This window comes from Rhizobium sp. WYCCWR 11128 (genome assembly GCF_013416305.1).
Classification (GTDB): Bacteria; Pseudomonadota; Alphaproteobacteria; order Rhizobiales; family Rhizobiaceae; genus Rhizobium; species Rhizobium indicum.
Map to the genome: position 1 here is coordinate 793,112 of NZ_JACCEZ010000001.1, position 19,852 is coordinate 812,963.

Sequence of the window (19,852 nt, forward strand, 5' to 3'; positions counted from 1 at the left end):
TACAGTTCTGCGATTCCCTCAAATTCCGTTATTCTCGCCTGCCGGTGCGGTTCTCCTCCTGCCCGGATGATCAGGGTTGGAGCCCTTATTCTCCGTAGGGGATCCAGATATTCTTCACATCCACAGCGCGGCGAAGGTATATCGCGCCTTCGGCAGCGGCTCTGTCCATCCAGTCCGTCGCCTTGCCATTGTCCACGAGGGTTCGCTTGAGATTGCCCGAAGACAGCTTCTCCACCATCGTCGAAAGTTCCGCCGAGCCGAAGGCCCACAAGGCATCAACGTCATTGTGCGCGGCAAGGATCTTTGCCAGTTCGATCGCCGACCCGGTGACGATATTGACGACACCGGCAGGCACATCCGACGTTTCCAGAACTGAATAGAAATCCGTGGCCGAAAGCGGGAAGGCCTCACTCGGCACCGCGACGACACGATTGCCGGTAGCAATCAACGGCGCAATCAGACTGATAAAGCCGAGCAGCGGCGCTTCCGGCGGGCAAATGACGCCAACGACGCCGATGGCTTCCGGTATGGCCAAGGCAACGCCGCGAAGCGGCGGCTGGTGAATGCCGCCTTCATATTTGTCCGCCCAGGCTGCGTAGGTGAAGAGACGGGAAATCGCGGCGTCGACCTCGGCATTTGCATTGGCTGCGGAAGCTCCGGTCATCGCTGTTATCCGCGAGGCGAACTCGTCGGCGCGGCCACTGAGGTTTTCGGCGATGTAATAGAGAATCTGGGCGCGGTTATGAGTGGTCGCATTCGACCAGGCGGAGGCGGCCTGGGCGGCTACCACCGCATTGCGGATGTCCTTGCGGTTGCCTTCGCCGACCTCCCCGATTGCCTTGCCCTTGGGTGAGGCGATGACACGGGAATAATTGCCGTCCGGGCGTGCCTGCTTGCCGCCGATGAAGAGCTTTGCCGTCCGGTCGATGCTTGGCAGGGCAAAATCGCCGGCAACCGGCTTTAGTTGCGAAAGTGCGGGCATAGCTGCGCGCGCCTTGCGACCGACCCAAGCCTTCGGCTTCAGATATTCGTAGCAACCTTCGCGTCCGCCTTCGCGGCCGAATCCGGATTCGCGCTTGCCGCCAAAACCGACGGCGGCATCGAAAAGATTGGTGGCATTCACCCAGACCACGCCGGCTGCAAGCTTTGCCGCAACGTTCAGCGCCAAGCCGATCGTCTCGCTCCAGACGCTGGCGGCGAGGCCGTAGCGGGTGTGATTGGCAAGCTGGATAGCCTCTTCCGGTGTGCGGAAAGTCATGGAGACCGCAACCGGCCCGAAGATTTCCTCGGTCGCGACGATCGATGTCGGCTGCACGCCGCTCAGCAGCGTCGGCGGGTAGAAGCTGCCGCCCTTCGGCAGGTCGATCTTAGCCTGATGCAGCGTCGCGCCTTCTGAAACTCCCTTTTTCACCAACGCTTCGATACGCGTCAATTGCACGGGCGCGATGATCGCACCCATATCGATGCACTTGTCCAAAGGCTGACCGACCCGCAATGTCTCCATCCGGCGCTTTAGCCGCTCGTGGAAAAGATCGGCAATGCCTTCCTGGACCAGAAGCCGCGAACCGGCGCAGCAGACCTGCCCCTGGTTGAACCAGATCGCATCGACAACGCCTTCCACGGCGCCGTCAATATCGGCGTCGTCAAAAACGACGAAAGGGGACTTGCCGCCGAGTTCCAGCGTCAAGGATTTGCCGCTACCCGCGGTGCGCTCGCGAATAACGCGCCCGACTTCGGTCGATCCGGTAAAGGCAATTTTGTCGATATCCGCATGCCCGACAAGCAGCGCGCCTGTCTCGCCTTCTCCCGTCACGATATTGAGTACGCCCGGCGGAAGGCCCGCCGCGGATGCCAGTTCGGCAAAGAGAAGCGCCGTCAGCGAGGTGAATTCGGCAGGCTTCAGGATGACGGTGTTGCCGAGCGCCAAAGCAGGCGCCACTTTCCAGGCCAGCATCAGGAACGGGAAATTCCACGGGATAATCTGGCCGACGACGCCCACCGGCACATGATCGGCAAATTCCGTGTCCTGGATTTGCGCCCATCCGGCGTGATGATAGAAATGACGGGCTGCCAGGGGCACGTCGAGATCGCGGGTTTCGCGGATGGGCTTGCCATTGTCGATTGCCTCGACCACAGCAATCAGACGCGCATGGCGCTGGATCATCCGGGCAAGTGCATAGAGATGGCGCGCCCGCGCGTGGCCCGGCAATCTCGCCCATGACGCCTGTGCCTTGCGAGCCGCAGCAACCGCGTTATCCACATCCGCCGCGCCGCCGTTCGCGAGCTTCGCCAGGACCTTGCCGGTGGCTGGCTCGAACGTCTCGAAGTTCTTTCCCGACGCGGAGGGCACGAATGCGCCATTGATGAAGTGACCGAAACCGGAAGCGTGGCGTGCCAGCCAGTCGCGAGCTTCGGTATCGGATTCAGGGGCGGGGCCGTAGGACATCTCGTCGAAATACTTTGCAACAGTCATCTGGATCATCCAATCGGGTGTCTGTTGAGGGCCGAATAGGCACCGGTGACGTGATGCTCCAACTGCCGCTCGATATCCGCAAGCAAGCTTGATGCACCGATGCGGAAGAGGTCTGACTCCAGCCATTCGCGCCCCAGTTCGTCCTTCATCAGGAACTGGTAGTTCAACACGTCCTTCGCCGCGGAAATGCCTCCGGCCGGTTTGTAGCCGATCTTGATACCGGTGCGCTCCTGATAGGCGCGGATCGCCCGCAGCATGGTCAATGTCACGGCCAGCGTCGCATTGACGCCTTCCTTGCCGGTCGAGGTCTTGATGAAATCGGCTCCCGCCATCATGCAGACCAGCGAGGCCCTGGTGACATTGCGGAGCGTCTTCAGGTCGCCGGTCGCCAGAATGGCCTTGACATGCGCATCACCGCAGGCGGCGCGATATTCTTTCATTTCCTCGTAAAGTGCTGTCCAGTTGCCGGTCAGCACATGCTCGCGGGTGATGACGATGTCGATTTCCTTCGCGCCATCGGCAACTGACGCCTCGATTTCCTTGACCTTGAGGTGGTGCGGGCTGAGGCCGGCAGGGAAACCGGTCGAAACCGCGGCGACCGGAATGCCGGAATCTCCGAGCGCCTCGACGGCCGTTGCAACAAAACGATGGTAGACGCAGATGGCGCCGGTGGTGATCGAACGGCCGCTCATGCCAAGGGAATCCAGAATGTCGGCACGTATCGGATTCATCGCCTTCGCGCACAACCGCTTGACGCGTTCGGGGGTATCGTCGCCGTTCAATGTCGTCAGGTCGATGCAGGTCACCGCCTTCAGGAGCCAAGCCCCCTGTGCGTCCTTTTTGACGGTCCGGCGTCCGGGAAGCGAGGCTACGCGGCGCTCGGTGGCAGACAGGTTGACCCGGGTGTCAAGCACCCAAGACAGATCGAGTTCCATCCCGGTATTGCGCGGCCGGTTATGGGTGCCGCCCGGCAATCGCGAAGGGCCTCCATGATGCGCCGCGTTTGCCGCATTGTGAACAGCAACGGTTTCCAACTAGAATCCTCCCGATCCGAGCGTGAAGATCCTGTTGCCATCAAGTGCAGAGGCACGCAGAGGAAGCTTCACGACTGGCTCAAATGTGATTTTTTTTTCACTGTTTGTGAGGTTTGCATCACCGCGCCGCTGCGTCAAGTTTAGATTTCGACAGACGCAAAAAAAGTACGGGATTTCTCAGTCGAAATCGTTCATGCCGTTTTCGGTGATGACCACGTCGAACGACTTCATGTCGCTGAAAAAGGCTGGCTTGAGCTTGCCAATTTTGCTGCTGTCGGCGAGAAGAATATTCTTTCGTGCCCGGGACATCGCCTTTTTCTTGATCTCCGCTTCGTGAAAATGCGCGCAGGTTGCGCCACGCCGGGCATCGACACCGGCTGCCGATAGAAATGCCACGTTGATCACAAGCTGATCGAGCATTTCCAGCCCCGTGGCACCGGAAAAGCTCGCCGATGCTGGGTGGTAAAGACCACCGAGCATAACAAGGCGAACGTTGGGTTTTCGCGTCAGACGATCAGCGACATTCATGGCGTAACAGATCGCCGTTATGTGAATCTGGTCTGGGAGGAGATCGACCAGATAGGGTAAGGTGGTGCCGCAATCGAAAAACACCGTATCATCATGGTGAATGTAATCAATAGCTTGTGTGCAAACTTGCCGTTTTGCAGCGGCATGACTGTCGGCTGCCTTGGAAATTTCATAGGGATCGTTTTCCGCTTCGACAGCTGCAACGATGTGGCCGCCGAGAAACGCGAATTGGTCTGCATTGGCGCTGACATCACGCCGAACCGTCATCTCTGAGACGCCCAGGATCTCCGCAGCATTCTTGATGTGCAGAATGCGATGTTGTGAAAGGGCCTCGGATAAGACTGCGATGCGCCGGCCCTTGCGACTATCCATATCGCATCTCTCCCTTATCGTTTACACTTGGAATAGTGTTCTGATCAAAATTTAACAAGGGACTGCCATTCTCATCTTGTATGTCCCTCGAGCTACGATTCGGCATTTGCGCCGAGCTACAGCTTCTGCACCAGCCAGTTGCGCGCAAAATGGCATATCGTCACAATTTTACAGGGAAACCCCGCAATTTGAAATGAGAATTTGTGACCAATCTTCCATTTTCGTGATGGTATAGTCACAAAACTGCATAGATGGTGCCTCACTTCGGCTGCGGGGAAGCGGGTGACGACGAGATCGACATTCTCTGCCGGCAGCGGTTCGTCACGCCTCTGGTCGGGGTGGCCTTCCGACCAGAGGCTTGCTGAGGACATTCTTGGCTGCGCGCGCTACTCGCCGGCTTTCCTTGCTGCCGTTTCGATCGCATCGGCAACCTTTTCCGGTTGGGATGCGAAGACGGCGTGGCTTGCCTTTATTTCAGTCACGTCGCTTCCGGCACGTTTTGCCATGTCGCGTTCAAGCTCGGGGTTGATGGAGCGATCCTCGGTGGCGACGATCGACCAGCTTTTCTTGGTCCGCCATGCCGGCTGAGTGATCTTGGCGGAGAATGCCTGCTTCGAGGCGAAGACCTGTGACTTTGCCATGAAATCGGCTTCGGCTTGCGGAAGGTCGGCTGCGAAATCCGCGGCGAAGGCGCCCGGATCGAGATAGAGATATTTGCCGTCCTTCGTTTCCTTTATATCCATGCTGCCGGCGGGCTTCGAGCTGGCGAGGCTCAGCAGGCTTTCGCCCTTGTCGGGCTGGAATGCCGCGACATAGACCAGGCCCGCGACCGCGGGATCGTTGCCGGCTTCGGTGATGACCATGCCGCCATAGCTGTGACCGACGAGCAGGACCGGGCCGTCCTGAAGGTCGAGAACGCGCTTGGTCGCCGCCACATCGTCGTCGAGCGAGGTAATGGGTTGCTGGACGATGGTGACGTTGAAGCCGCGCTTCTCGAGAATGTCCGTCGCCTTGCGCCATCCCGAGCCATCGGCCAGCGCGCCGTGGACGATCACGATGTTCTTGACCGCGGCAGCCTCTGCGGCGAACGCGATGGCGGTGGTGGCAAATGCAAACGCTGCCGTGAAAAGAAGGCGTTTGTTCATGAGTATCACTCCTTTGGTCATTGTTGATGATCGGGATATTGATGCGTTTCAGGTTCAGCCGAACGTGAAGGCGTAAGCCTGCACGCCGGGATCGAGGAAGCGGATCTCGAAGTTGCGGGCGGCGACCATGCCGGACTGGCGGACGAGCTGATAAAGCCTCGTCGCGGTCACCGTGCCGTTGCCGTCGGCATCGATGTCTGACCCGTGGTCGGGCCCTGGCGCCTTGCCGTCGATCTTCACCTGGAAGCGGATCGGCTTGTCGCCGGCACCAGGCCCAAGAACGAGATGCAGATCGCGGGCGCTGAAGCGATAGGTGATGCCACCGCCCGACTGATCAAGCGTCGCCTGATCCCGGCCGACGATCCAGGTTCCGGACAGGCCCCAGCCATTGAGGCCCGGTTCGCCGATTGTATAATTTTGTGCCAGGTCAGCCTGCAGCCCTTCCGGAGAGGCGAAATTCGCCGCCTGTTCGTAGCCGAGATAGGTCTCGCCGGAGCGGATATTGCGGAGATCTGGGCCTGCTTCCACGCCCTTGGCATCCGGCGCGACCGGCGCGCTTGCCGTCGTCTGGCTGCCGGCCTCGCGCAACAGGTCCTGAATGGCCTTTTCGGTCCTGTTGTAATTGCCTTCGCCGAAATGGTGGTAGCGAATCTGACCCTTGGCATCGATCAGATAGGCGGCAGGCCAGTAGCTGTTTTCGAAAGCGCGCCAGATTTTGTAATCATTGTCGATCGCAACGGGATAGCCGATCTTGAAATCGTCGATTGCGCTTTTGACGTTGTCGATCTTCTTCTCGAAGGCAAATTCCGGGGCGTGGACGCCGATGACGACAAGGCCTTGATCGGCGTATTTTTCCGCCCAGGCCCTGACATAGGGGATCGTGCGAATGCAGTTGATGCAGGAATAGGTCCAGAAGTCGACGAGCACGACTTTGCCCCGCAATTGCTCTGATGTCAGAGGCTCAGAGTTCAGCCATTCGACCGCGCCGTCGAGCGAGGGGGCGCGGCCTTCGACGGGCAAGTCGCTGCGGAAGGGCTTCTTCGCATCAGCTGCGGCGATCATCACCTCGTTGCTCGCCAGCTCGGAAGATGCGCTACTGAGCGGCTTTGCATGCAGCCTGTCGAGCACGGCCTGTTCCAGCGATGTGGTGCTGGCATAGGAGAGCCGGGCGAGCAGGCTGGTGTCGAGGCCAAGCGCGATGACGGCGACACCCGCCAGGACGGCAGCGCCGAGCCCCTGACGAATCCTGTCGCCAACGCCGAGCGAACGCTTCATGGCGGCGAATATCCGGCCACCGACCAGCAGGGCTACCGCAAGCGAACTTGCAGCACCAGCGGCATAAGCGATCAGCAGGAAGGTCGTTTGCAGATTGGCGCCCTGCAATGCAGCTCCGGTCAGCACCAGGCCGAGAATCGGACCGGCGCAAGGCGCCCAGAGCATTCCGGTGGCAACGCCGAGAAGAAGCGCGCTCTTCACTGTCGTGGTGCCGCGCCCGCCGCCGGTGGCGTTCAGAAGATTGTTGCCAAGATCGACGACCGGCCGGGCAAGCGTGCTTGCGAAACGCGGCGAAAGCAGGCTCGCGCCAAAGAGGGCAAGCAGGACGATGGCGGCAAGGCGGCCATATTCATTGGCGCGAATGGCCCAGCTGCCGCCGACTGCGGCCAGCGTGGCGACCAGCGCGAAGGTGGCGGCCATGCCCGCCAGCATCGGCAGCGTGCTTCTGACGAAGGGCTGTCCGGCGCGGGCGAAGACGAAGGGCAGGATGGGGAGGATACACGGGCTGAGGATCGTCAGCGCGCCTCCGAGATAGGCAATGATCAGAAGTGTCATCATCGTTTCCTTTGAAACCGCTTGATCGGGCTCTGGGCGGCGATGGGGCCCGAACCAGCAACGGCGGGGATATGGCCGGCGTGAAGTATCCCCGATGTGTCCGGCTTTGCAGGAAAATGTACCGAAGTGTCGGGGTGGGGCGGCAGCGATACAAAGCGATACAAACTGCCGCAGCCGCGAGGAGACGACTGCAGCCAAGGCGGCCACTTGCCGAGGCCGCGCGATTGTATCGGAATGTATCCAGGCGGCCGGAAGCTACATCCGCATTCAAAAAACGGTTGCTTGCGACATATCAGGGATACAAGTAGAGCGCCTTTTCGCGACCGTGATCCATTCGACAGGAGAGACCGATGTCAGAGCAAATCAACCATCACCGCCGCCGTTTCTTCGGCATGACGGCAATCGCCCTTGCGGCCGTCGAATTCGGCGTGGCCGGCACGGCTGCCGCCCAGTCGTCTGCGACTGCCGCATCGGTGCCAGCTATAAAGCCCGGAACCAACACGTCCTTCGAAGCGCTGAAGCAGGTCAAGGCAGGCGTGCTCGACATCGGTTATGCCGAGGCGGGAAAGGCGGATGCCCCCGTCGTATTGCTCCTGCATGGCTGGCCCTATGACATCTATAGTTTCGTCGATGTCGCACCGCTGCTTGCCACGGCGGGCTACAGGGTGATTGTGCCTTATCTGCGCGGCTACGGGACGACCCGCTTCCTGGACGACCAGACGCCGCGCAACGGCCAGCCGTCAGCGCTCGCCGCCGATATGATCGCGCTGCTCGATGCACTCGATATCGAGAAGGCTGTGATTGCTGGCTACGACTGGGGCGGGCGGACCGCCAATATCATGGCGGCGCTCTGGCCCGAGCGCTGCAAGGCGATGGTATCGGTGAGCGGCTACCTGATCGGCAGCCAGGAGGCCAACAAGAAGCCGCTTCCGCCGAAAGCCGAACTCGCCTGGTGGTATCAGTTCTATTTCGCCACCGAACGCGGTCGTCAGGGATACGAGAGCAACACGCATGATTTCGCAAAGCTCATCTGGCAGACGGCATCGCCGAAGTGGAACTTCGACGATGCGACATTCGACAGGTCGGCCGCTGCCTTCGACAATCCCGACCACGTCGCCATCGTCATTCACAATTATCGCTGGCGCCTGGGGCTTGTCGAAGGCGAGGCAAAGTACGATGCCTACGAGACGACGCTCGCCGCAACGCCTGTCATTTCGGTGCCGACCATCACCATGGAAGGCGATGCAAACGGTGCGCCGCATCCGCAGCCTTCCGCCTACGCCGGAAAATTCTCCGGCAAATACGAGCATCGCACCATCGGCGGCGGCATCGGCCACAACCTGCCTCAGGAAGCGCCGCAGGCTTTTGCGCAGGCGGTCATAGACGTCGATCGTTTCTAGGTCGACGCTGCCGTGCAGCGCCTCGTTGCTCCGGCCAGCGGAATATGCGTAGGTCGCGTCTGTCGCTTCGGTCAGGAACAAAGCGACCGGCGCGGCCGCTTCTATCGATGGGGAATAGGGAAATATGGATCATGTCGATCACATCCTGATCGTCGATGACGATCGCGAAATCCGCGAGCTGGTATCGGGCTACCTGCAGAAGAATGGCCTGCGCACGAGCGTTGCTGCCGACGGACGGCAGATGCGCAGTTTTGTCGACGCCAATGCCGTCGACCTGATCGTGCTCGACGTGATGATGCCCGGCGACGACGGGCTGGTGCTGTGCCGCGAACTGCGCGCCGGCCGGCACAAGGCGATCCCGATCCTGATGCTGACGGCCCGCACCGACGAGATGGACAGGATCCTCGGGCTGGAGATGGGCGCCGATGATTATCTTCCCAAGCCCTTTGCTGCGCGTGAGCTTCTCGCCCGCATCAAGGCGGTGCTGCGGCGGACGCGGATGCTGCCGCCCAACCTGCAGATCAGCGAAGCCGGACAATTGCTGACCTTCGGCGACTGGCGGCTCGATACGGTTGCCCGGCACCTTCTCGACAGGGAAGGGACCGCGATTGCGCTGAGCGGCGCCGAATACCGTCTGCTCCGCGTCTTCATCGATCACCCGCAACGTGTGCTCAATCGCGACCAGCTTCTGAGCCTGACGCAGGGCCGCGACGCCGATCTCTTCGATCGCTCTATCGATCTCCTGGTCAGCCGCCTGCGTCAGCGGCTGGGCGACGATGCGCGCGAACCGACTTATATCAAGACGGTGCGCAGCGAAGGCTATGTATTTTCCGTCCCGGTCGAAATATCGGAGCCGCGCCAATGAAGGCGGCAATCCCCTTGCCTTCGGGCCTGACGTGGCCGAGCACGTTGCGGTCGCGGATCTTCCTGATCCTGCTGATCGGGCTGGCCTTGGCCTACGGGCTGTCCTTCAGTGTGCTCTATATGGAGCGGTACATGTCGGCCAAGGCCGTGATGCTCGGCACGCTGGAAAACGATGTTGCAACGTCGATTGCGGTTCTCGATCGGCTTCCGCCCGGCGAGCGCGGCGACCTGCTCGACCGGCTGAGCCGCGGCAATTACCGTTTCGTGCTCGGGCCCGGCCTTCCCGGCGTGCCTGACACGTCAAGCAAAGGGGCGGAAATCTCAGGAAAGATCGAGGAGGCTATCGGGCACCGCTTTCCAATCCGGATCGAACGGATTCCAGGCGATGTGAACCGGCTGCAGGCGCATCTGACGTTGAGCGACGGAAGCCCCTTGACGATCGACGTCACGCCGAAGGGTGTCATGCCTATTGCCGCATGGCTGCATTATGTCTTTATCGTCCAGATGGCGCTGCTCATCCTCTGTACCTGGTTTGCGGTTCGCCAGGCGATCCGGCCGCTCGGCGAGCTTGCCGCCGCCGCCGATGCCCTCGACCCGAACAAGGACGGTCCGGCCTTGAGCGAGGCGGGGCCGAGCGAGGTCGCCCATGCGGCAAGGGCGTTCAACGCGATGCGGGAGAGGATTGCCCATTATCTCGAAGAGCGCGTTCAGATATTGGCGGCAATCTCGCATGACCTGCAGACGCCGATCACCCGCATGCGGCTGCGCGCCGACATGGCGGAGGAGTCGCCGGAGAAAGACAAGCTGGTGCATGATCTCGGCGAGATCCAGCGTCTCGTCCAGGACGGGATTGCCTATGCTCGCAGCGCGCATGGCAACGGCGAGAAGAGCGCCCGGATCGATCTCGCCTCGTTCATCGACAGCATAGCCTATGACTACCAGGATACCGGAAAGGCCGTCACCGTCGTCGGGCTGGTTCAGGGCGCCGCCTTCACCAAGCCGCATGCACTTCGCCGAATCCTGTCGAACTTCATCGACAATGCGCTGAAGTTCGCTGGTGCTGCCGAGATTAGTGTCGAGCGCAGCGCCGAGAACGATATCGTGATCACAGTCATGGATCGCGGGCCGGGAATTCCGGACGATATGCTGGAAGCCGCCATGCAGCCTTTCTTCCGGCTGGAACAATCCCGCAACAGGGAGACCGGAGGCACCGGTCTCGGTCTTGCTATCGCCCAGCAACTGACGGCCAAGATTGGTGGGTCGCTCCGGCTCCACAATCGCGCTGGCGGCGGGCTGGCAGCGGAAATCACTATCCGTTGACATCAGAGGCGCTGCAAAATTTCGAGACGTTTTGTATGTGAAGATGTCCTCGATACCGGATGCTACGCTTTGTGACATTTCGGGCGATTTCGGAAACATGGCGGATATATCCGTCGGTCAAACCACACTCCGTCAACCCGGCCGCGCAGCGCGGCCAGTCGCCTGGAGCGACGCAACACAAGGAGTGTTCCATGACAAAGATCGATAAGGTTCTCTATACCGGCAAGACCCATACGACGGGCGGGCGCGATGGCGCTTCGCACAGCGACGACGGCCAGTTGGAGATCAAGCTTTCGCCTCCGGGCAGCAACCGCGCCGGCACCAATCCCGAACAGCTTTTCGCCGCCGGCTGGTCTGCGTGCTTCATCGGCGCGATCGGCTTTGCCGCGGCTAATCAAAAGGTCAAGCTTCCAGCCGATCTTGCCGTTGACACCGAGGTTGATCTCGGAACAGCCGATGGCGGCTATTTCCTGCAGGCCCGTCTCAAGGTCAGCCTGCCCGGGATCGAAGCGGATGTGGCACGAGCCCTCATTGAAGAGGCTCACCAGACCTGCCCATACTCGAAGGCCACACGCGGCAACATTCATGTCGAATTGACGGTTGCCTAACGAGTGGAATTGCCCACCGAAGGCCATTGGCTGCGGCGGGCAAAGGACAGGAGCCGAAAGCAAACAGGACGAGGCCGACCGGGCCTCGCCGATGGAGGATCTGATGAGATTGATGATCATCTGCATTCTGGGCGCGACGGTTTTCGCCGCGCCCTGCATCTACGACGTAAGCTCGCAGGAGCCTTCGCCGCTTGCGGGCCTCGTGACGGCAGCATCGTCTTCCGGGGAGCAAGCGGCCGTTCCAGCTCCTCTTTTAAGTCACCAGGGAGAAGACCAGTGAAGCTCTATCAGAATGAAATTTCCTCGGCGACGTCGCGAGTCCGCATCGCGCTCGCCCTGAAGGGATTGACGGCGGAAACACTGCCGGTGACCATCCTCGGCGAAGAGGCCGAGAGCCGGCAGGCCGGATATCGCAGCGTCAATCCGCAAGGGCTGGTGCCGGCCTTGCTGACGGATGGCGGCGTTCTCATCACCCAGTCACTGGCGATCGTCGAATATCTCGACGAGCTTCACCCCGAACCACCGCTGCTGCCCGACACGGCGGAGGGCAGGGCGCTGGCGCGGTCGATCGCGCTTGCAATCGCAGCCGAGATCCATGCGCTGCTGCCGCCACGCATCGGCCTGCACCTCAAAACGGCCTTCCAGGCGGATGCCAATGCCGTTGCAGCCTGGAGCCGTCACTGGGTCGGCGAGGGAATGGCCGCTGTAGAGACGATGATCGCCGGCCGCAGGCAAGGCGCCTTCGCCATCGGCGACCGGCCTGGTATCGCCGATATTTTTCTCTTCCCGCAGGCGATCAGCGCCCGGCGCATGGGCTTCGATCTCGCCCTGTGGCCCAATATCGCGGAGATTGTCGGCAGGCTCGAGGCGATCCCGGCTTTCCAGGAGAATGCACCGGCGCCGAGACGATGATGCGATCAATGAAGAAGCGACCGCAAACGATGGCGGCCGTTTCTTTTCTCAGCGGTTGACCCTTGCCTGCAGATGCGCGGGATATCGATCGCCTTCCACCTTGAGGGTGGCGAGCGCGCTTTCGATATTGCCGAGATCCTCGGCCGTCAGTTCGACCTCGGCGGCCCGGATGTTCTCCTCGAGGCGATGCAGCTTGGTGGTGCCGGGGATCGGCACGATCCAGGGCTTCTGCGCCTGCAGCCATGCGAGAGCGACCTGGGCGGAGGTGGCCTTCTTGCGGGCGGCGATTTCTCCGAGACGATCGACGAGCGCCTGGTTGGCCTTTCGCGCCTCCTGAGAAAAGCGCGGCACGACGTTGCGGAAATCCTTGCTGTCGAAGGTGGTCGTTTCGCTGATCGCGCCAGTCAGAAAGCCCTTGCCGAGCGGGCTGAAAGGAACGAAACCGATGCCGAGCTCTTCCAGCGTCGGCAGGATTTCCTGCTCGGGCTCGCGCCACCACAGCGAATATTCGCTCTGCAGTGCCGCCACCGGCTGGACGGCATGGGCGCGGCGGATCGTCTGGGCGCCCGCTTCCGAGAGGCCGAAATGCCTGACCTTGCCTTCCGCGATCAGCGCCTTGACCGTGCCGGCGACATCCTCGATCGGAACATCGGGATCGACGCGATGCTGGTAGAAGAGATCGATGACATCGGTCTTCAAACGCTTCAGCGCCTGGTCGGCCACCGCGCGGATCCGCTCCGGACGGCTGTTCATGCCGCTCTGACCGCCATTGGCATCGAAGTTGAAACCGAATTTCGTGGCGATCACCACCTCTTCGCGGAATGGGGCGAGCGCCTCGCCCAAAAGCTCTTCGTTCTTATAGGGGCCATAGGCCTCGGCTGTGTCGAAGAAGGTCACGCCGCGTTCAAATGCCCGCCGGATCAGTACGGTCGCTTCCTGAATATCTGTCGCCGGGCCATACCCGTAACTCAGCCCCATGCAGCCGAGACCGATGGCTGAGACTTGAAGTCCGCTCTTTCCAAGTTCACGCTTCTGCATAGAAGTTTCCTTTTCTAACCTTGGTATTGCGTGTCGGTGACATGCTCCATCCAGTCGACGACCTTGCCGTCGAGCTGTTCCTGGATGGCGATATGGGTCACTGCCGTCGTCGGCGATGCGCCGTGCCAATGGCGTTCACCCGGTGCGAAGCAGACGACGTCGCCGGCGCGGATCTCCTCGACGGGGCCGCCGTCGCGCTGCACGCGACCGCAGCCCAATGTGACGATCAACGTCTGGCCGAGCGGATGGGTGTGCCAGGCGGTTCGGGCGCCGGGCTCGAAGGTGACGCTGGCGCCAGCCGCGCGTGCGGGGCTGGTCACGGCAAACAGCGGGTCGACACGCACGCTGCCGGTAAACCAATCGGTCGGTCCCTTGGCCGATGGCTGCGAACCGCTTCGCTTGATATCCATCTTTATCTTCCTTTCGATGCCGGGCTTTCGATGGCGGGTGGACATGTCCACTCGAGTAACAAGGTATTTAGGGCGTGCGCCTGGCCGCGATTAGATGGTATAAACGGCAAGAACCCATGAGAAAGTTTCATAAATGCCGCGCCCCGCCGTCAACGACCTCATCGCCTTCATCGCCGTCGCGCGCGCTCAAAGCTTCACCAAGGCGGCGGGCAAGCTCGGTGTGTCGCAGTCGGCGCTCAGCCACACCATCCGAGGGCTCGAGGAACGGCTTGGACTGCGATTGCTGACACGCACGACCCGTAGCGTTTCGCCGACGGAAGCCGGCGAACGCCTGCTCGTCTCCATCGGACCGCGCTTAGACGAGATCGAGAGCGAGCTGGCTGCCTTGAGCGCGTTCCGGGAGAAGCCGGCAGGCACCATTCGCATCAATGCCGGCGAGCATGCGGCCGATGCCGTCCTCTGGCCCGCCTTGCAAAAGCTGCTGCCCGATTATCCCGATATCAATGTCGAGATCATCGTCGACTACGGTCTGACCGACATTGTTGCGGAGCGTTACGATGCGGGGGTGCGGCTTGGAGAACAGGTGGCGAAGGATATGATCGCGGTGCGCATCGGCCCCGATATGCGCATGGCCGTTGTCGGTGCTCCCGCCTATTTCGACACCAGGCCGAAGCCGCTGACGCCGCAGGACCTTACGGATCACAATTGCATCAACCTGCGCCTGCCGACCTATGGCAGTGTCTATGCCTGGGAGTTCGAAAAGGACGGGCGCGAACTCAGGGTTCGCGTCGAAGGACAGTTGGTCTTCAACAATATAGCGCTCCGGCTGAATGCCGTGCTGGCCGGTCTGGGCCTTGCCTATATGCCGGAGAACTTGGTCGAGACGCATCTTGCCGAGGGGCGGCTGGTGCGGGTCCTTGAGGATTGGTGCCTGCCGTTTTCCGGCTACCATCTCTACTATCCGAGCCGCAGACATACATCGCCGGCATTCGCCCTCGTCGTCGATGCGCTGCGCTATCGGGGATAGGTCTCGCCGTTTCGAGCTGTCCGGACAGGCATGGATCCGAGCTACCTAACGTTCAATGATTGGTTCTTGCTGGAGGTGAAATCATGCCGCCGGCAATTTGACATTCCATCGCTCGCCGCTAATTCACACTTGAAATTGAAGGAAACAGTGAATGAATACTGCGGCGTCTGCCACGAAAGCTCGGACCGGCGTGTCCGGTTTGGATACAGTTTTGGCGGGGGGCCTTTCGCCGGGGCACGTGTTTCTCCTGGAGGGAAATCCGGGAGCTGGCAAAACGACGATTGCGCTGCAGTTCCTGATCGAAGGTGCACGGCTCGGCGAGCAGGGGCTCTACATCACCCTTTCGGAAACCGAGAGCGAACTTCGGGCCGGTGCCGCATCGCACGGCATGGTGATCGAGGGCAATATCGAGGTCTTCGAGGTCGTGCCTCCGGAAAGCCTGCTGGATGCCGACCAACAGCAGAGCCTGCTTTATTCGTCGGATCTTGAACTCGGTGAGACGACAAGAGAAATTTTCGCCGCCTTCGAGCGGATCAAGCCGAGCCGGGTGGTTCTCGACAGCCTGTCCGAGATAAGGCTTCTCGCACAAAGCTCGCTGCGCTACCGCCGGCAGATTCTTGCGCTCAAACATTATTTTGCCCGACAAGGGGCGACCGTGCTTCTCCTCGACGATCTGACCTCCGACACGCTCGACAAGACGGTACACAGCGTCGTGCACGGGGTTATCCATCTCGACGAGCTGGCGCCGAATTACGGCTCCGAACGGCGGCGCCTGAGGGTGATGAAATACCGCGGGCAGGCTTTTCGCGGCGGCTACCACGACTTCACCATCCAGACCGGCGGTGTCGTCGTGTTTCCGCGTCTCGTCGCCGCAGAACACAGGTTGAAATATGTTCGCGATCAGCTTCCCAGCAATATTGCAGAGCTGGACCTTCTTCTGGGCGGAGGGCTCGAGCGAGGGTCCAGTACACTGATCCTCGGTCCCGCCGGCACCGGCAAGAGCACTTTCTCGTTTCAATTCTTGATGGCGGCCATCGCGCGCGGAGAAAAGACGGCTGCCTTTATTTTCGATGAGGAGCTCGGTTTGCTTTTCGCCCGCCTGAAACAGCTCGGGATAGATCTCGAGGGACTGAGGGATGAGGGTTTGGTGCATATCGAGCAGCTCGATGCCGCGGAACTATCACCCGGCGAATTCGCCCACCGCGTGCGGACCTGTGTCGACAGGTCGGGCGCGAGGACCGTCATCATCGACAGCATCAATGGCTACCAGGCTTCGATGCCGGATGAAAATTCGCTGATATTGCATATGCACGAGCTGCTGCAATATCTGAACAGACAAGGCGCGAACACCTTCCTTACGGTCGCCCAGCATGGACTGGTGGGCGATATGAAATCGCCTGTTGACGTGACTTACCTCGCCGATACGGTCATCCTCCTGCGTTACTTCGAGGCCGTGGGACGTGTGCGGCGGGCGGTCTCCGTCATCAAGAAGAGGACCGGCCACCACGAGGACACCATCCGGGAGTATCGGATCGATGCGGACGGCCTGACGATCGGAGATCCCATCGTCGGTTTTCAGGGGGTGCTTCGTGGCGTCCCGGACTTCGTTGCAAAGTCCGCTGCGCTTTTGCCAACCGACAGTGAGGACGGCGGCAATTCCTAATTCCAGTAACCCGAAGGCACTGATCTATGCCCCGGCCGGACGCGATGCCCAGGTTGCGGCATCCTTGACCGATGAGGCCGGACTATCATCGATCGCAGTTGCCGATTTGAATCTCTTCGCGTCATCGCTGGATGACGACATCGCGGTTGGCGTGTTGACGGAAGAGGCCGTTCGCGGCAGTGACCTGAAACCGATCGCTGCCTGGGTTGCCGCCCAGCCAAGCTGGTCCGACCTGCCGTTCATCGTCCTCACCCGCCGCGGTGGCGGACCTGAACGAAATCCAGCCGCTGCCAGGCTTTCCGAGGTTCTAGGCAACGTCGCCTTTCTGGAGAGGCCGTTCCATGCGACCTCCTTCATCAGCGTTGTCCGCACAGCTTTGAAGGGACGTCTGCGCCAATACGAAGCGCGCGCCCGGCTCGAGGCTCTGAGCGAGGGAGAACGCCGGTTGCAGACGGCACTCGCCGCCGGTCGTCTCGGGGCGTGGGAGCTGGAACTTTCCACGATGGCGTTGACGGCCTCGGCGACCTGCAAGGCAGTCTTCGGCCGAGAACCGGATGATGATGTCACCCGCGACGATCTGATCGCCAGCATCCACCCCGATGACCGGGACCTTGTGCTGGCACGCCTGCGCCGGACGATTGATACCGGAGAAGACTATTCGATCGAGCACAGGACGATCTGGCCGGATGGATCACTGCATTGGACCGAAGTCCATGCGCAGCTCTACGCCGACAGATATGGGTCCGCCAGCAAACTGGTCGGCGTCTGCTCCGATACCACCGCCCGCAAGACCATCGAAGAAAATCTGAGACGGCTCAATGAGAACCTCGAAGAGCGTGTGAGGGAACGGACCAGGGAGGTCAACGCTGCCCACCAGACCCTGCTTGAGGAGGTCGCCCAGCGCGAAAGGGCCGAGGAGCAGCTTCGCCAATCGCAGAAAATGGAAGCGATTGGCCAACTGACCGGTGGCGTCGCCCATGATTTCAACAATCTGCTGATGGTTGTTCTCGGAAATCTGGAGCTGCTCGGCAAGCACGTGGCTGGAGATGCGAAGGCGACGCGTCTGGTCGATGGCGCGGTTCAGGGCGCGCGACGCGGGGCGGCGCTGACGCAGCGGCTGCTGGCTTTTGCCAGACAGCAGGATCTGCAGGTCAAGCCCGTCGATCTGGCCGAGTTGGTCTCCGGCATGAACGACTTGCTGCGGCGCTCGGTCGGATCGTCGATCAGCATCGAAACCAGCCTGCCGGCGACGCTGCCGCCGGCGCTAGTCGATGCGAACCAGCTCGAATTGGCGCTGCTCAACCTTGCGGTCAATGCCCGCGATGCGATGCCGGATGGCGGGACGCTGTTGATATCGCTGCGTGAGGAGCAGGTGGCCGGCGATGACGGCGCTCTCGGCAAGGGGGCATATCTTGTGCTGGCAGTGGCCGACAGCGGCACCGGCATGGACGCGGAGACGCTGAAGAAGGCAGTCGATCCGTTTTTCTCTACCAAGGAACTCGGAAAGGGCACGGGCCTAGGCTTGTCGATGATCCACGGACTTGCCGTTCAGCTCAATGGCGCACTTCTTCTGACCAGCGAGCTTGGAGTGGGAACGATTGCCGAACTGTGGCTTCCGGCGACCGAACGGCGCCCCGAGCGGGCGATCGAAGCGGAACTGCCCGTTCCGCAAGCTGCATCCAGACTGAAGATCCTTCTGGTCGATGACGATGCCTTGATCGCCATGAGTTCGGTCGACATGCTTGAAGATCTCGGCCACGAGGTCGTCGAAGCAAACTCCGGCGCGCAGGCGCTGGAACTGATCAGCAGCGGTCAGTATTTCGACCTTGTCATAACCGACTATTCGATGCCTGGTATGACCGGCGCACAGCTTGCTCAGGCCGCACGGGACATTCATCCGGCATTGCCGATCGTGCTGGCGACAGGTTACGCCGATCTTCCTGCCGGCACCGATATCGATCTTCCGAGATTGGCAAAGCCCTATGATCAGGCTCAGCTTGCTAAGGAAATTGCCAAGGCGATGGCAAGCGAAACGGTCCCGCTTCTCAGGTCCGGCGGTGACGCAGGTGGTTCAAAGCCTCGCCTATCCAAGGCCGACGATGTCAGCGATAAAATCGGCGATGGCGCCTGTGTCGTCTAGATCGAAGACCGGCAAGGCCGTGTCCGTGACCGCATGATCGGCGGCGATGGCGCAGATATGGGGATCGCTTGGCGCCAGCGGTTCGCGATTGGCGGCCTCCAGGCGGCGGGCCTCGATCTTCGGGATCGGCTCGCGCTTGTAACCTTCGATCAGCACGAGATCGCAGGGGGCGAGACGGGCGAGGATCTCCTCGAATTCAGGTTCTGGCGCGCCGCGCAGCTCGTGCATGATGGCGTAGCGCGTGCCGGAGACGATGGTGACCTCGTGGGCGCCGGCCTGACGGTGGCGGTAGCTGTCGGCCCCGACCTTGTCGATGTCGAAATCATGATGGGCGTGCTTGATCGTCGAGATCTTGTAGCCGCGGCGGGTGAACTCCGTCACCAGCCGGACGGCGAGCCCCGTCTTGCCTGAGTTCTTCCAGCCGGCGATGCCGAAGATTTTCGGTGCGGTCATCCGCGAAGGGCCTCCAGCCAGCGTTCCGCCTCGACGAGATCGTCGGGCGTATTGATGTTGAAGAAGGGATCCAGCAGGCTGGCACGGGTCGGATGCAGCGGAAACGCCACTTCCGTAACGTCATGTCGTAACAGGAAGTCGCGTACTCGGCGCTTCTCGTCGGTGGCGATCCAGGCTTCGAGATCGGCGGCCAGCGTCACCGGCCAAAGCCCGAAGACAGGATGGCTGCGGCCCTCGGAGGCTGCAATGGCGACCTGCGAGGGGTGGTCGACCGCTGCCGCCAGCCGGGCGACGAGATCGGCCGGGAAGAACGGGCAATCCACCGAGACGGTGACGACATGGGTGGTCGACGGCAGGCCGGCGGCATAGACCATGGCCGCATGGATACCGGCCATCGGCCCGGCCTTGCCGCGAAAACGGTCGGGAACGACAGGCACGCTCTCGGCGGCGGCATCGGCGTTGACGGCAACGAGCGGGGCCTGCTGCGAGAGGCGGGTCAGCACATGGTGGAGCAGGCTCTCGGCCCCGAGCATCACGCCCGCCTTGTCGCGGCCCATGCGCTGTGAGCGGCCGCCGGCCAGCACGACGCCCGCTATTTGAGATTTATCCAATGAGAATTCAGCCATCATCCTTCC

At 61.2% G+C, this 19,852-nt stretch carries 18 protein-coding genes; 9 read left to right on the forward strand and 9 right to left on the reverse strand.

Annotated elements, in window-relative coordinates:
• Positions 1–85: 85 nt before the first annotated feature.
• The 5 genes from HX898_RS03910 to HX898_RS03930 form a co-directional block, all read right to left on the reverse strand.
• Positions 86–2,473 (reverse strand): aldehyde dehydrogenase family protein, encoded by a 2,388-nt coding sequence (locus HX898_RS03910; RefSeq protein ID WP_138329208.1) that lies wholly within the window; start codon positions 2,471–2,473, stop codon positions 86–88.
• A 5-nt stretch (positions 2,474–2,478) separates the two neighbouring features.
• Positions 2,479–3,507 (reverse strand): deoxyribose-phosphate aldolase, encoded by a 1,029-nt coding sequence (gene deoC / locus HX898_RS03915; protein WP_246697881.1) that lies wholly within the window; start codon positions 3,505–3,507, stop codon positions 2,479–2,481.
• 177 nt (positions 3,508–3,684) lie between these two features.
• Positions 3,685–4,407 carry a DeoR family transcriptional regulator gene (locus HX898_RS03920; RefSeq protein ID WP_130668602.1) on the reverse strand — a complete coding sequence of 241 codons (723 nt, stop codon included), beginning with the start codon at positions 4,405–4,407 and terminating at the stop codon, positions 3,685–3,687.
• Positions 4,408–4,793: 386 nt separating this feature from the next.
• Complete coding sequence (locus HX898_RS03925; RefSeq protein WP_138329209.1) at positions 4,794–5,552, reverse strand: alpha/beta hydrolase; 759 nt, start codon at positions 5,550–5,552, stop codon at positions 4,794–4,796.
• 54 nt (positions 5,553–5,606) lie between these two features.
• A complete protein-coding gene (locus HX898_RS03930; protein ID WP_138329210.1) occupies positions 5,607–7,382 on the reverse strand; it encodes a cytochrome c biogenesis protein DipZ in 1,776 nt (591 codons plus the stop codon).
• 350 nt (positions 7,383–7,732) lie between these two features.
• Here HX898_RS03930 and HX898_RS03935 point away from each other — a divergent pair, with 350 nt between their 5' ends.
• The 6 genes from HX898_RS03935 (at position 7,733) to maiA (ending at position 12,486) form a co-directional block, all read left to right on the forward strand.
• A complete protein-coding gene (locus HX898_RS03935) occupies positions 7,733–8,782 on the forward strand; it encodes an alpha/beta hydrolase (protein ID WP_138389004.1) in 1,050 nt (349 codons plus the stop codon).
• Positions 8,783–8,906: 124 nt separating this feature from the next.
• Positions 8,907–9,647: a response regulator gene (locus tag HX898_RS03940; RefSeq protein ID WP_018068635.1), complete on the forward strand. Its 741-nt coding sequence runs from the start codon at positions 8,907–8,909 to the stop codon at positions 9,645–9,647.
• Positions 9,644–10,966 (forward strand): HAMP domain-containing sensor histidine kinase, encoded by a 1,323-nt coding sequence (locus HX898_RS03945; RefSeq protein ID WP_180194049.1) that lies wholly within the window; start codon positions 9,644–9,646, stop codon positions 10,964–10,966. The genes HX898_RS03940 and HX898_RS03945 overlap by 4 nt, the downstream gene beginning before the upstream one ends.
• A 191-nt stretch (positions 10,967–11,157) precedes the next feature.
• Positions 11,158–11,574, forward strand: a complete 417-nt coding sequence (locus HX898_RS03950) for an organic hydroperoxide resistance protein (RefSeq protein ID WP_171598679.1) — start codon at positions 11,158–11,160, stop codon at positions 11,572–11,574.
• A gap of 103 nt (positions 11,575–11,677) precedes the next feature.
• Positions 11,678–11,854 (forward strand): hypothetical protein, encoded by a 177-nt coding sequence (locus HX898_RS03955; RefSeq protein WP_171598680.1) that lies wholly within the window; start codon positions 11,678–11,680, stop codon positions 11,852–11,854.
• Positions 11,851–12,486, forward strand: coding sequence for a maleylacetoacetate isomerase (maiA, locus tag HX898_RS03960; protein ID WP_180194050.1), 636 nt, complete (start codon positions 11,851–11,853; stop codon positions 12,484–12,486). Before HX898_RS03955 ends, maiA begins: the two co-directional genes overlap by 4 nt.
• A gap of 48 nt (positions 12,487–12,534) precedes the next feature.
• Here maiA and HX898_RS03965 read toward each other — a convergent pair whose 3' ends face one another.
• Both HX898_RS03965 and HX898_RS03970 read right to left on the reverse strand, forming a co-directional pair.
• Entirely contained in the window at positions 12,535–13,524 is a 990-nt protein-coding gene (locus HX898_RS03965) for an aldo/keto reductase (protein WP_180194051.1), read from the reverse strand.
• A 14-nt stretch (positions 13,525–13,538) separates the two neighbouring features.
• Complete coding sequence (locus tag HX898_RS03970; protein ID WP_138329217.1) at positions 13,539–13,934, reverse strand: cupin domain-containing protein; 396 nt, start codon at positions 13,932–13,934, stop codon at positions 13,539–13,541.
• 133 nt (positions 13,935–14,067) lie between these two features.
• Between HX898_RS03970 and HX898_RS03975 the strand changes: the two genes are divergently transcribed.
• From HX898_RS03975 to HX898_RS03985, 3 genes are all read left to right on the forward strand, one after another.
• Positions 14,068–14,961, forward strand: a complete 894-nt coding sequence (locus tag HX898_RS03975; protein WP_138329218.1) for a LysR family transcriptional regulator — start codon at positions 14,068–14,070, stop codon at positions 14,959–14,961.
• 151 nt (positions 14,962–15,112) lie between these two features.
• Complete coding sequence (locus tag HX898_RS03980; protein WP_180194052.1) at positions 15,113–16,624, forward strand: ATPase domain-containing protein; 1,512 nt, start codon at positions 15,113–15,115, stop codon at positions 16,622–16,624.
• Positions 16,602–18,764, forward strand: a complete 2,163-nt coding sequence (locus HX898_RS03985; protein WP_281426026.1) for a response regulator — start codon at positions 16,602–16,604, stop codon at positions 18,762–18,764. The genes HX898_RS03980 and HX898_RS03985 overlap by 23 nt, the downstream gene beginning before the upstream one ends.
• Here HX898_RS03985 and mobB read toward each other — a convergent pair.
• Complete coding sequence (gene mobB, locus HX898_RS03990; RefSeq protein ID WP_180194053.1) at positions 18,708–19,217, reverse strand: molybdopterin-guanine dinucleotide biosynthesis protein B; 510 nt, start codon at positions 19,215–19,217, stop codon at positions 18,708–18,710. The genes HX898_RS03985 and mobB overlap by 57 nt on opposite strands.
• A complete protein-coding gene (mobA, locus tag HX898_RS03995) occupies positions 19,214–19,843 on the reverse strand; it encodes a molybdenum cofactor guanylyltransferase MobA (protein ID WP_138389011.1) in 630 nt (209 codons plus the stop codon). The genes mobB and mobA overlap by 4 nt, the downstream gene beginning before the upstream one ends.
• Between the last annotated feature and the right edge of the window lie 9 nt (positions 19,844–19,852).